Source organism: Microbacterium sp. WCS2018Hpa-23 (genome assembly GCF_031843845.1).
In the GTDB taxonomy this organism is placed as follows: Bacteria; Actinomycetota; Actinomycetes; order Actinomycetales; family Microbacteriaceae; genus Microbacterium.
On the sequence record NZ_JAVTIZ010000005.1, the window covers coordinates 139,638 to 151,224 of the forward strand.

At 66.7% G+C, this 11,587-nt stretch carries 10 protein-coding genes; 3 read left to right on the plus strand and 7 right to left on the minus strand.

Annotated features, from left to right (window positions below; genetic code table 11):
• Positions 1–57: 57 nt before the first annotated feature.
• The 4 genes from RQG77_RS09940 to RQG77_RS09955 all read right to left on the minus strand — a co-directional run bounded on the left by RQG77_RS09940 (position 58) and on the right by RQG77_RS09955 (position 5,042).
• Complete coding sequence (locus tag RQG77_RS09940; protein WP_311244582.1) at positions 58–1,434, minus strand: cystathionine beta-synthase; 1,377 nt, start codon at positions 1,432–1,434, stop codon at positions 58–60.
• Positions 1,435–1,523: 89 nt separating this feature from the next.
• The gene (locus tag RQG77_RS09945; RefSeq protein ID WP_056312730.1) at positions 1,524–2,483 is read right to left on the minus strand and encodes a carbohydrate ABC transporter permease; all 960 of its coding nucleotides are present in this window, start codon (positions 2,481–2,483) and stop codon (positions 1,524–1,526) included.
• Positions 2,480–3,619: a carbohydrate ABC transporter permease gene (locus tag RQG77_RS09950; protein WP_056513994.1), complete on the minus strand. Its 1,140-nt coding sequence runs from the start codon at positions 3,617–3,619 to the stop codon at positions 2,480–2,482. The genes RQG77_RS09945 and RQG77_RS09950 overlap by 4 nt, the downstream gene beginning before the upstream one ends.
• Positions 3,620–3,722: 103 nt before the next feature.
• Positions 3,723–5,042 (minus strand): ABC transporter substrate-binding protein, encoded by a 1,320-nt coding sequence (locus tag RQG77_RS09955; RefSeq protein WP_056513998.1) that lies wholly within the window; start codon positions 5,040–5,042, stop codon positions 3,723–3,725.
• Positions 5,043–5,323: 281 nt separating this feature from the next.
• Here RQG77_RS09955 and RQG77_RS09960 point away from each other — a divergent pair, with 281 nt between their 5' ends.
• Positions 5,324–6,328, plus strand: coding sequence for a LacI family DNA-binding transcriptional regulator (locus RQG77_RS09960; protein ID WP_311244583.1), 1,005 nt, complete (start codon positions 5,324–5,326; stop codon positions 6,326–6,328).
• 114 nt (positions 6,329–6,442) lie between these two features.
• Here RQG77_RS09960 and rplL read toward each other — a convergent pair whose 3' ends face one another.
• From rplL to RQG77_RS09975, 3 genes are all read right to left on the minus strand, one after another.
• Positions 6,443–6,826 carry a 50S ribosomal protein L7/L12 gene (gene rplL, locus RQG77_RS09965; protein WP_056514013.1) on the minus strand — a complete coding sequence of 128 codons (384 nt, stop codon included), beginning with the start codon at positions 6,824–6,826 and terminating at the stop codon, positions 6,443–6,445.
• A 50-nt stretch (positions 6,827–6,876) separates the two neighbouring features.
• On the minus strand, positions 6,877–7,365 hold the full coding sequence (gene rplJ / locus RQG77_RS09970) for a 50S ribosomal protein L10 (protein WP_045255761.1): 489 nt from the start codon (positions 7,363–7,365) through the stop codon (positions 6,877–6,879).
• Positions 7,366–7,598: 233 nt separating this feature from the next.
• On the minus strand, positions 7,599–9,392 hold the full coding sequence (locus RQG77_RS09975; RefSeq protein WP_311244584.1) for a glycoside hydrolase family 15 protein: 1,794 nt from the start codon (positions 9,390–9,392) through the stop codon (positions 7,599–7,601).
• 51 nt (positions 9,393–9,443) lie between these two features.
• On the opposite strand from RQG77_RS09975, the gene RQG77_RS09980 reads away from it, so the two are divergent.
• Both RQG77_RS09980 and RQG77_RS09985 read left to right on the plus strand, forming a co-directional pair.
• Complete coding sequence (locus RQG77_RS09980; protein WP_311244585.1) at positions 9,444–10,808, plus strand: glucose-6-phosphate dehydrogenase; 1,365 nt, start codon at positions 9,444–9,446, stop codon at positions 10,806–10,808.
• 81 nt (positions 10,809–10,889) lie between these two features.
• Positions 10,890–11,582 carry a YqaJ viral recombinase family protein gene (locus RQG77_RS09985; RefSeq protein ID WP_056312743.1) on the plus strand — a complete coding sequence of 231 codons (693 nt, stop codon included), beginning with the start codon at positions 10,890–10,892 and terminating at the stop codon, positions 11,580–11,582.
• Positions 11,583–11,587 lie beyond the last annotated feature (5 nt).

Consider the following 11,587-nt stretch of genomic DNA (forward strand, 5'->3'; position numbering starts at 1 on the left):
CCCGACACCGACATCCGATCCTGTTACGCCCGGCGTCAGTGCGACGTCCGTGCGACGTCAGCGTGAGATGTACGAGAGCAGGTCCTGACGGGTGAGCACGGTGTGCGGCTTGCCGTCGAATGTCACGAGCAGGGCGTCGACATCGGCGAGCGCCGCCCTCGCCTGCGCGAGAGGAGCATGGATGCCGATGAGCGGCAGCCGCTCCCCTACGTGATCGCCCACGGCATCCGCCGGCTTGGCGTCGCCTCGGAACAGCAGGTCGAGCAGTCCCTTCTCGTCGACCGTGCCGACGACTTCGCCCATCATCACAGGGGGCTCGGCACTGAGCACGACGAGCTGCGACACGTCGTACTCGGTCATCATGCCGATGGCCTCGAGCACCGTGTCGGTCGGGTGGGCATGCACGAGATCGGGGATGCCGTCGCCGAGCCGGGACGAACGCGCAGCCAGGACATCGGCGACCGTCTCGCCCTCCTCCACCTCGCTGAACCCGTAGGAGCGCATCCATCCGTCGTTGAAGATCTTGCTCAGGTATCCGCGCCCCCCGTCGGGAAGGAGCACCACCATGACGGCATCCGCCGGAAGCTCCCGCGCGACGCGCAGCGCGCCGACCACTGCCATGCCGCTCGATCCGCCGACGAGGATGCCTTCTTCCCGCGCGAGGCGGCGGGTCATCGCGAACGACTCGGCGTCGCCGACCGCGACGATCTCGTGCGGGATCTTCGGGTCGTACGCGCCGGGCCAGATGTCCTCGCCGACTCCCTCGACCAGGTACGGACGTCCGGTGCCGCCGCTGTAGACGCTGCCCTCGGGGTCGATCCCGACGATGTGCACGCGGTCATCCGAGATCTCGCGCAGGTACCGTCCCGTGCCCGTGATCGTGCCGCCGGTGCCGACACCCGCGACGAAGTGGGTGATCGCGCCGTCGGTGTCGCGCCAGATCTCAGGACCCGTGGTCTCGTAGTGGCTGCGAGGGCCGTTCGGGTTCTCGTACTGGTTCGGCTTGAACGCGCCGGGGATCTCACGGGCGAGCCGGTCGCTCACGCTGTAGTACGACTCGGGGCTGTCTGCCGCGACCGAGGTCGGCGTGACGACGACCTCGGCACCGTAGGCGCGAAGGACGTCGATCTTGTCCTCACCGACCTTGTCCGGCAGCACGAAGACGCACTTGTATCCGCGCTGCTGTGCGACGAGCGCCAGACCCACCCCGGTGTTGCCGCTCGTCGGCTCGACGATCGTGCCGCCCGGCCGCAGATCGCCCGATGCCTCAGCCGCATCGATGATGCGCGAGGCGATGCGATCCTTCGCGGATCCGCCGGGGTTGAGGTATTCGAGCTTCACGAGCACCGTGCACTCCACACCCTCGGTGACGTGCTGGAGCTTCACGAGAGGCGTGTTGCCGACGAGGTCGACGATGGAGTCTGCGTACTTCATGTTCACAGCGTACGTGCGACGATGCCGCGACCGGGGTTGTGTTGCACCCGGTCGCGGCATCGTGTATTCCGCAGCTCGACGAGAGGCGGTCAGCCCTTCGTCGAACCCGCCAGGAGTCCTCGCACGAAGTAGCGCTGGAGCGAGAAGAACACGATCAGCGGAACGATGATCGACACGAACGCGCCTGCGGTGAGCAGGTACCAGCCTTCGCCGCGACCGGTGATCTCGGCGAGCACCTTGGTGATCGGCGACGCAGCGCCGTCGGCGAACACCAGGGCGACGAGCAGGTCGTTCCAGACCCAGAGGAACTGGAAGATCGCGACCGACGCGATCGCCGGCATCGTCAGCGGCAGCACGATTCGGAAGAAGATCTGGCCGCGGGATGCACCGTCGACGCGAGCCGCCTCGATGATCTCGCCGGGGATCTCCGACATGAAGTTGTGCAGCAGGTAGATCGCCAGCGGCAGCGCGAACATCGAGTGCGCGATCCACACCTGGGCGTACCCACCCGCCACATCGAGTCCCTGAGTGACCTGCACGCCGAACAGGTTGATGCCCCGCGAGAACGATGACAGCAGCGGAACGAGCGCCATCTGGATCGGCACGATCTGCAGCGCGAACACGAAGATGAACAGGGCGTTGCGCCCCTTGAACTCGATCCAGGAGAACGCGTACGCCGCCATGGCCGCGATCATCAGCGGGATGATCGTTGCCGGGATCGTGATCACGATCGAGTTGAAGAACGACTCGAGGATGGTCAGCTGCGTGGTGCCGGACTGCAGCACGGCCGCGTAGTTGTCGAGCGTGAACTGCGGGTTGGTGAAGAACGTCCACCATCCTGTGGTCTCGATCGCGTCCCTCTCACGGAACGACGAGATGAAGAGCCCGAGCGTCGGGATGGTCCACACCACGGCGATCAGGATCGAGGCGACCGTGGCCCACGGACGGCTGAGACGCTTGCGCGCGCGGCCTGCCGAGGCCTCGAAGCGTCCGGCGGTGGTTATCGCCCTCGTGCTCTGGCCGGTGTCTGAGTTCACGGTGTCGGTCATCGGATCTCCCGCTGCTTCTTGATCTGGCGCGCGTTGTAGATGACGATCGGGAGCACCAGGATGAACAGGATGACGGAGAGCGCAGCGCTGCGTCCCGCCTCGAACTTGGAGAACTGGGTGTACATCTCGTTCGCCAACACCGACGTGCCGTAGTTTCCACCTGTCATCGTGCGCACGATGTCGAAGACCTTCAGCGAGGCGATCGAGATCGTCGTGAGCACGACGATGAGCGCCGGCCTGATCGACGGGATCGTCACCGAGCGGAAGCGTTCCCAGGCGTTCGCGCCGTCGAGCTCGGCCGCCTCGAGAAGCTCGGTGGGAACTCCCTTGATGGATGCCGAGAGCACGACCATCGCGAAACCGGTCTGCACCCAGATCAGCACGACGATGAGGGCCAGGTTGTTCCACGGATTGTTCAGCAGGAACTGCTGCGGCTCTCCGCCGAACCACACCAGGATCTGGTTGAGCAGACCGATCTGCTCGAACTCCGGACCACGGTAGGCGTACACGAAACGCCAGATGATGCTCGCGCCGACGAACGAGATCGCCATCGGCATGAAGACCAGCAGCTTGTAGATCTTCTCGCCACGGGTCTTGTCGATGAAGACCGCATAGGCGAGACCGACGATCGTCGACAGCGTCGGCACCAGCAGCACCCACACGATCGTGTTCACGACCGAGGTGACACCGTCGGACTGCGTGAAGATCCACAGGTAGTTGGAGAAGCCGACGAAGTCGCTGCCGGTCGAGTTCCAGAACGACGCGTACACGGTCTGGATCGACGGAAGGATGAGACCTGCCAGGAGCAGCAGGATCGCCGGGGCCATGAAGGCGACGAGCTGGATCAGGTACCCCACGCCGTCGCGGGATCGGTAGTCCAGGAAGAAGAACAGGGCGCCGACGGCGACCGCGACTCCCATGGCCCAGTAGTAGGAGTTGAAGAACCACATCACCGCGAACGGGATGAGGAGGCACATCGCGAGGCGGATGCCGGTGTAGAGCGCACCTTTGCGAGGGGCGATGTCGACGAGAAGCAGGATGACGACGACGACCACCGCGAACGCGATGACGACGGCGAGGGCCTGGACGATCGGGGGTAGTGACCCGATCCATTGGAAGAACACAGTCGCGTTCATGGATTCCCCTTCATGAGACGGAGCTGATCAGCGGTCCGCGCGGCGATGCGCGGACCGAGTGCGAGACGGTGGGCCGCCCATCGGGGCGGCCCACCTCATCCGATCAGCTGGAAGGCCAGCCGGTCTCGATCTGGGTCAGGACCTCATCGGTCGAGGTGCCGTTCACCCATGCGACGATGCCCTTCCAGAAGGTTCCCGAGCCGACAGCACCGGGCATCTGGTCAGAACCGTCGAAGCGGAACGTGATCGAGTCGTCCTGGAGCAGCTTGATCGACTCCTGCAGGATGGGGTCCTCGACCACATCGAGGTTCACGCCCTTGTTGGCCGACGTCACTCCACCGAGAGCGAGGCGGCTGTCCGCCCACTCGGGGCTCGACAGGTACTCGAGCACCTTCTGCGTCGCCTCGTCGTCGCTGAACGCGCCGACGATCTCGCCACCACCGGTGATGAGCGTCTCATCTGCGTTCGTGCTCGGCGTCAGGAACGCCCAGACGTCTCCGTCTTCGGCGAAGTTCGTGCCCTCAGGGTAGAAGCCCGAGAGGAACGAGGCCTGGTGGGTCAGCGCGCACTCGCCGCTGGCGACCTGCGCCGCCACATCGCCGAATGCGGTCGAGTTGATGGAGCGCACGTCGCCGAAGCCGGCGTTGACGTACTCCGGGTTGAGCAGAATCTCACCGGTCGCGTCGAACGCCTCCTTGATCTGGGGGTCGGTGAACGGGATCTCGTTCTTGACCCACTGGTCGTACACCTCGGGGCCCGCGTTGCGGAGCACGAGGTCCTCGATCCAGTCGGTCCCGGGCCAGCCGGTCGCGACGCCTGATTCGAAGCCGGCACACCAGGGAGCCTTGCCACTCGCGGTCTTGATGGTCTCGGTGAGGGCCAGAAGCTCGTCCCAGGTCGTCGGTTCCTCGACGCCCCACTCGGCGAACTTCGTCGGCGAGTACCAGATCCAGCCCTTGACGCTGGCCATCAGCGGCGCGCCGTAGAAGGTGCCGTCGTACGTGCCGAAGTCGACCCACCCCTGAGTCCAGTACTCCTCGGCGTTCGCCTTGACCGCCTCAGGAGCCGGCTTCAGCAGGTCGCGCGAGGCGTAGTCCGCGAACAGACCCGGCTGCGGGAAGATCGCGATGTCAGGCGGGTTGCCGCCCTGTGCGCGGGTGCCGAGCTGAGTCTCGAAGTCCTGGCTGCCCTCGTACTTGATGGTGATGTCGTTCTCTTCTTCGAAGTCCGCCCAGGACTCCGCCAGGAGTTCGGCCTCTCCCTCGACGATCGTGCCGTAGATGGTGACGGTGTTGTCTCCCTCGCCGCCGCCTTCGCTTCCGCCGTCCGTGCCGCCGGGAGCACCACAACCGGCGAGCGCGATGCCCGCGACTCCCAGCAGGGCGATCGGCGCGTAACGCCGTGAACGCTGTGACAGACCCATGTGAATTCTCCTCTTCGAGTTTCACGGTCCCCTGCGTATTCTGCGCCGCCCCTCGGCGCAGAATCGGGAACCGATTCCAGGACAACCTACCGGGGTCCGACGCCGCGACACAATAAGCCAGGATCACAACACCGCAACCTTTCGCGCGGCCAGCTATCCCCGCATGGGAGCGCTCCCTCGCGAATCCTGTGGAACCGGTTCCCTTTCGACGTGCGCACGGGCTACGCTGACATCGGTGCGCAGGAGGGGCTGGGCGCCGCACGCATGGTCGAGGAGGACCGATGAGCACGATCGCGGACGTCGCGGCGCGTGCAGGCGTGTCCAAGGCGACGGCGAGTCGGGCGCTCAGCGGTCGTGGATACGTCTCAGCGGGCACCCGCAAGAGGGTGACGGATGCAGCCGACGAGCTGGCTTACGTCGCGCATTCCTCCGCCACCAGCCTCGCGACCGGACGCACCCAGACCGTCGGGGTGATCATGCCACCTGTCGACCGCTGGTTCTTCTCCGAGCTGCTGGCCGGCATCCAGGAGTCGCTGTTCGCGCTCGACTACGAGCTCGCCCTGTACGGCATCCGCGAGGGGACCGACACGCGTGAGCGTCTGTTCGACGCAGTGCTGCCCGGTCGACGCTTCGATGGGATCATCGCGGTCGGCATACAGCCGAGCGCGCAGGAGCTCGAGCGTCTGCACCGCTCGGAGCGACCACTCGTCAGCGTCGGACCCTACAGCGAAGGATCGAGTGCCGTGTCGATCGACGACGTCGCCGCCGCGCGCATCGCCACCGAGCACCTGATCGAACTGGGCCACACCGACATCGCCTTCGTCGGAGGGTCCGCCGACCCCGACGACCTCAGCTTCGGTGATGCCCAGCGCGTCGAGGGCTATCTCGAGGCGCTGGCCGCGGCCGGACTCGAGGCGGTCGCACGGATCGCGGACTCTCCCCCGACCATGCCCGGTGGCTATGCCGCCGCGGTCGAGCTGCTCGGCGACCGCCGGGGCCGCCCCACCGCGATCATCGGCGTGTGCGACGAGGCCGCGATCGGAGCGATGATCGCCGCGCGGCGCCTGGGGATCGCGGTGCCCACCGAGTTGAGCATCGTCGGCGTCGACGATCATCAGCACGCCGAGATGTTCGCTCTCACGACCATCAAGCAGTCCCCACGCGAACAGGGTCACGAGGCAGTACGGCTGCTGCAGCAGCAGATCGACCAGCCGGATTCCCCTCGGGAGCACACCGTCACGGCATCCGCCCTGGTCGTGCGCAGTTCCACCGCCGGTCGACGCTGAGCGTCGCGTCATCCCGTCGCCCCACGACGCACGAAAGCCCCGGGAGAACCCGGGGCTTTCGTGAAGCGTTCAGACGCATCCAGGGCGAGGCGCTGGGCCGCGACCTGGAACGGATTACTTGAGGGTAACCGTGGCGCCTGCCTCTTCGAGGGCAGCCTTGGCCTTCTCGGCTGCTTCCTTGTTCGCGCCCTCGAGCACGGCCTTGGGAGCACCGTCGACGACAGCCTTGGCCTCGCCGAGACCCAGCGAGGTGAGCTCGCGGACGGTCTTGATGACCTGGATCTTCTTGTCGCCAGCAGCCTCGAGGATGACGTCGAAGGAGTCCTTCTCTTCCTCAGCCTCGGCACCTGCGCCAGCACCAGCGGCACCTGCGACGGCGACGGGGGCAGCAGCGGTGACCTCGAACTTCTCCTCGAACGCCTTGACGAAGTCGTTGAGCTCGATGAGGGTCAGGCCTGCGAACTGCTCGAGCAGCTCCTCAGTGGTGAGCTTAGCCATGATGTATCTCCTAGATAGATGGGGTTTGTTGAACGAGAACGTCGGGTCGCTTACGCGGCCTCGGCGGTCTCCAGCTTTTCGCGAAGAGCATCGATGGTGGCGGCAGCCTTGCCCATCGTGGCCTTCATCATGCCCGCAGCCTTCGCCAGCAGAACCTCACGGCTCTCGAGCGCGGCGTACTTGTTGACCTCGTCGGCAGAGAGGGCGTTGCCCTCGAAGATGCCGGACTTGATCACGAGAAGCGGGTTGGCCTTGGCGAAGTCACGAAGAGCCTTGGCAGTGGCGACGAAGTCACCGTGCACGAACGCGACGGCCGACGGACCCTTGAGGTCGTCGTCCAGCGCGGTGATGCCAGCCTTGTTGGCGGCGATCTTGGTCAGCGTGTTCTTCACCACGGCGTACTCAGCGTCCTGACGGATGCTGTTGCGCAGCTCCTTGAGCTGGGCAACCGTCAGACCGCGGTACTCGGTCAGCAGAACGGCAGACGAGTTCTCGAATGACTTCGTGAGCTCGGCGACCGATGCATCCTTCTGCGCCATGGTCACTCCTTGGTGTGTACGAGGTGCCTCACGGCGGTGAGGCACCGGGTCCGACCCCTGGCAACAGAAAAGCTCCGGCGCAAGCGCACGGAGCTTTGGAAAGTTCGTGTCCTGCGCGGGCCCCTGCTGAGCAGAGCTTCAATCCTCTTGCGCTTGCGCGCATGACGATGACCAGCGGTCTTCGGTTGACTCAACTGTACCTCACGCATCCCCTGCCCCCAAATCAGGCGAGATCACCGTCGGTGGGCTGCCCGTCCGCCGTGACCGGCGAGCGCGTCAGCCGCGCGGATGAGACTCAGATGGGAGAGCGCCTGCGGAGTGTTGCCCGCCTGACGGGTGTTCACGACGTCATATTCCTCCGACAGCAGACCGAGGTCGTTCGACATCGCGATCAGCCTCGCCATCAGCTCCTGCGCCTCGTCGACACGGCCGGACACCGCGTACTGCTCGACCAGCCAGAAGCTGCACGCGATGAACGGATGCTCTCCCCCGTCGAGCCCGTCGACACCGGACTCTGTGCGATAACGCCGGAGGAATCCGCCAGTGAGCAGGGTGCGCTCGATCTGCTCCACCGTGCGCAGCATCCGTGGATCGCCGGGGGCGCAGTACCCGACCTGCGGGAGCACGAGCAGCGAGGCGTCGACCTCGGTCGAGCCGTAGTGCTGCACGAAGTACCCGTGGTCGGCATCCACTCCGCGCTCGTCGATCTCGCGCCGCAGCTCGTCGCGCACCGTCGCCCATCGATCTGCATCGCCCGGGAGCCCGTGCTCCCGCACGGCACGGACACCGCGGTCGAGCGCCGCCCACATCATGACCCGGGAGTGGGTGAACCACTGCGGTTCACCCCGGATCTCCCAGATTCCGTTGTCGGGGCGGTCCATCGACACGATCACCTGTTCGAGGAGCGCCCGCTGCAGGGGCCACGAGTAGTCGCCCTCTTCGAGGCCCGCGATCCTGGCGCATTCGAGCGCGACCAGAACTTCGCCGATCACGTCTCCCTGGTACTGATCGACCGCGCCGTTGCCGATGCGCACCGGCGCCGCACCCCCGTAGCCGGGCAGGCTCGTGAGCTCGCGCTCGATGAGATCGCGCTCCCCGGCGATCCCGTACATGATCTGCACCTCCGCCGGCTCGCCCGCGACGGCTCGCAGCAGCCAGCGACGCCAGTGGTGCGCCTCGGTGAGGAACCCGTGCGCGATCAGTGCTTCGAGGGTCAGCGCGGCATCCCGCAGCCAGACGAAGCGATAGTCCCAGTTGCGCGAGCCGCCGAACTGCTCGGGGAGCGACGTCGTGGCGGCGGCCACGATGCCGCCGGTGTCCTTGTTCGTGAGCGCCCGCAGTACGAGCAGCGACCGCACGACCTCGCCGCGGTAGGCGCCGTCGTGCACGATGCCGCTCGCCCAGCCCTGCCACCATGATCTCGTGGCGGCGATCGCGTCGTCGACGTCGAGCGGCCTCGGGGCGTGCTCGTGCGACGGGAACCAGCTGAGGGTCAGATCACGGACCTCGTCTGCCGAGACGGTGAACTCCGCCCTGTGTCGGTGGTCCTCGGCGACGAGTCGCACGCCGCGCACGATCACCGCCTCGGGCCCGGCCGTCGCGCGAAGCGCCGGCTCCTCGCTCGTTCCCACCTGTCTCACCCACGGCAGCCTGCGGGAGTAGTCGAAGTGCAGTCGCAGCTCGGTGACGAACTCGACATGACCCGAGATTCCGACGACCCGGCGCACGACATCACTGCGCGAGGGCTGCAGCGGCATGAACTCGTGCACCTCGGCGACGCCGTCTGCGGTCTCCCATCGGGTGACGAGGATGAACGTGTCCGACACGTAGTGGCGCTGAGACGTCGCGGTGGCATCGAGCGGGCGCAGGCTCCAGCATCCGTTGCTCGCCTCTCCGAGCAGCGCTCCGAACAGCGACGGTGCGTCGAAGCGCGGGAGGCACAGCCAGTCGATGCTGCCCTCCTTCGAGACGAGCGCACCGGTGCGGCAATCGCTGAGCAGGGCATAGTCCTCGATGGGAGCGGGCATCGACCGATCATGACACGACTCTCTGTAGGGCGGACGGGTTACGGTGGGACCATGGCCGATGCGACGACGCTCGTGATCCTCGGAGCCGGTGGCGATCTCACCTCTCGGCTCCTCCTTCCCGCGCTGGGACAGCTGCTGACGCGGGAGTCCTCCCGCGTGGTGCGCATCGTCGGCGCCGACCGAGCGGAATGGACCGATGCCGATCTCGAGTCCGTGATCCGTACCTCGTTCGCATCGATGAGTGCCGAGCAGGCCGCAACACGCGTCGATGCGACCTATGTGCGCACCGACATCACCCGAGCGGACGACCTGCGCGCACTGCTGCAGGACTGCACGGGGCAGGTCGCGATCTACTTCGCCGTGCCGCCGTCTGTGGCCGCGGCATCGATCGAGGCGCTCACCCCCGAGATGCTGCCCGACGGTGCGATGCTCGTCATGGAGAAGCCGTTCGGCACCGACGAGCAGAGCGCGCGAGCGCTGAACCGCACGCTCACGGCACTGGTTCCCGAGAGCCAGGTGTTCCGGGTCGATCACTTTCTCGGCAGGTCCACCACCCTCAATCTTCTCGGTGCGCGCTTCGCGAATCGCATCCTCGAACCCCTGTGGTCGGCGGAGAGCATCGAGTCGGTCGACATCGTCTACGACGAATCGCTCGCGCTGGAGGGACGCGCCGGCTACTACGACGCAGCCGGCGCGCTGGTCGACATGATCCAGAGCCACCTGCTCCAGGTGCTCGCCGTGCTGGCGATGGAGGAGCCGGCGACCCTCGACGAGGTCGACTTCCGCGAGGCGACGAGCGCCGTGCTCCGCGCGACCGCGGTGTGGGGCGACGACCCGGTGGGCTCGTCACGTCGGGCGAGGTACACGGCCGGAGACATCGACGGCACGGCGAAGCCGTCGTACGTCGACGAACCGGGCGTGGATCCGGAACGACGGACCGAGACACTCGCCGAGGCGACGTTCGAGGTGCGCAACGCGCGCTGGGCGGGCATCCCGTTCCGGCTCCGCTCCGGCAAAGCCCTCGGGACGCCCGCACGGGAGATCGTCGTGCGCTTCCGTCCTGTACGCCACCTTCCCCGCGGGCTCACCGGCACCTCCGACGGGGCCGTCCTCCGCTTCTCCCTCGGACCCGACCGGATGTCGCTCGAGCTCAACCTCAACGCGTCGGACGACCCGCTCGAGCTCGAACGGGCGACCCTGTCGGCAGAACTCGGAGAAGGTGCCCTCAAGGCCTACGCCGAAGTGCTGTCCGGAGTCCTCGACGGCGATCCGATGCTGGCTGTGAGGGGAGACGCCGCTGAGCAGTGCTGGCGGATCGTCGCACCGATCCTCGAGGCGTGGCGGTGCGACGAGATTCCTCTCGAGGACTACGCCGCAGGTTCTTCCGGCCCCGAAAGCTGGCCCGCCTTCGGCTGAGAACCGACCGGATGCGGGATGGATGCCGAGGCGCGGCGTGTACGGGGAACGAGAGTCCGCGACCGGGGTTACGCTCGATAGGTGACCCCGGAACTCCAAGCTCGCATCGTCGCGGACTCCCGCGACCGCGTGGCCTGGATGAGGGCTCGCTCGCGCGGGATCACCGCGACGGATGTGGCAGGACTCACCAGCGAGAGGTCGATCATCCGAGCGGCCGACTCGAAGCTCGGCGGCGGCCCCCGCTTCGGAGGCAACGCGTACACGGACCACGGCCGGCGCCGCGAGCCCGAGATCGCCGCCTGGGTGGCCGCGACGCACGGCATCCTTCCGTCATCCGCCCTCTTCCGCGCCGAGGTCGAGCACCGCCACCTCGCGACTCCCGACGGCATCGCCGTCGACGCGGACGGACGCGTCAAGCTCGCCGAGATCAAGACCACGAACAAGGCGTTCCGCGGCATCCCCCGCACCTACCTCCGTCAGATCTGGTGGCAGCAGCACGTGCTCGGCGCCGAGCGCACGCTGTTCGTCTGGGAGGAGCATGTCGACTTCTCCCCCATTCACGATGAACCCCGGTGCGTCTGGATCGACCGCGACGACCGCGAGATCGCGAAGCTCATCGGCCTCGCCACCGACCTGATCGATGAGCTGTACCGGCGCACGACCGGCATGCAGGTGCCGACACGCATAGCGGATGCCACGGCGGCGGCCGCCGCCAGCCGCCGCGAGAAACTCCGAGAGCGCGACGCCTTCCGGGCACTCGCACTGGCCGACTGACTCCG

Bases quoted from the DNA above. Each gene is read 5' to 3' on its own strand.
- RQG77_RS09940 (WP_311244582.1), bottom strand. From the start codon at position 1,434: ATGAAGTACGCAGACTCCATCGTCGACCTCGTCGGCAACACGCCTCTC.
- RQG77_RS09945 (WP_056312730.1), bottom strand. From the start codon at position 2,483: ATGACCGACACCGTGAACTCAGACACCGGCCAGAGCACGAGGGCGATA.
- RQG77_RS09950 (WP_056513994.1), bottom strand. From the start codon at position 3,619: ATGAACGCGACTGTGTTCTTCCAATGGATCGGGTCACTACCCCCGATC.
- RQG77_RS09955 (WP_056513998.1), bottom strand. From the start codon at position 5,042: ATGGGTCTGTCACAGCGTTCACGGCGTTACGCGCCGATCGCCCTGCTG.
- RQG77_RS09960 (WP_311244583.1), top strand. From the start codon at position 5,324: ATGAGCACGATCGCGGACGTCGCGGCGCGTGCAGGCGTGTCCAAGGCG.
- rplL (WP_056514013.1), bottom strand. From the start codon at position 6,826: ATGGCTAAGCTCACCACTGAGGAGCTGCTCGAGCAGTTCGCAGGCCTG.
- rplJ (WP_045255761.1), bottom strand. From the start codon at position 7,365: ATGGCGCAGAAGGATGCATCGGTCGCCGAGCTCACGAAGTCATTCGAG.
- RQG77_RS09975 (WP_311244584.1), bottom strand. From the start codon at position 9,392: ATGCCCGCTCCCATCGAGGACTATGCCCTGCTCAGCGATTGCCGCACC.
- RQG77_RS09980 (WP_311244585.1), top strand. From the start codon at position 9,444: ATGGCCGATGCGACGACGCTCGTGATCCTCGGAGCCGGTGGCGATCTC.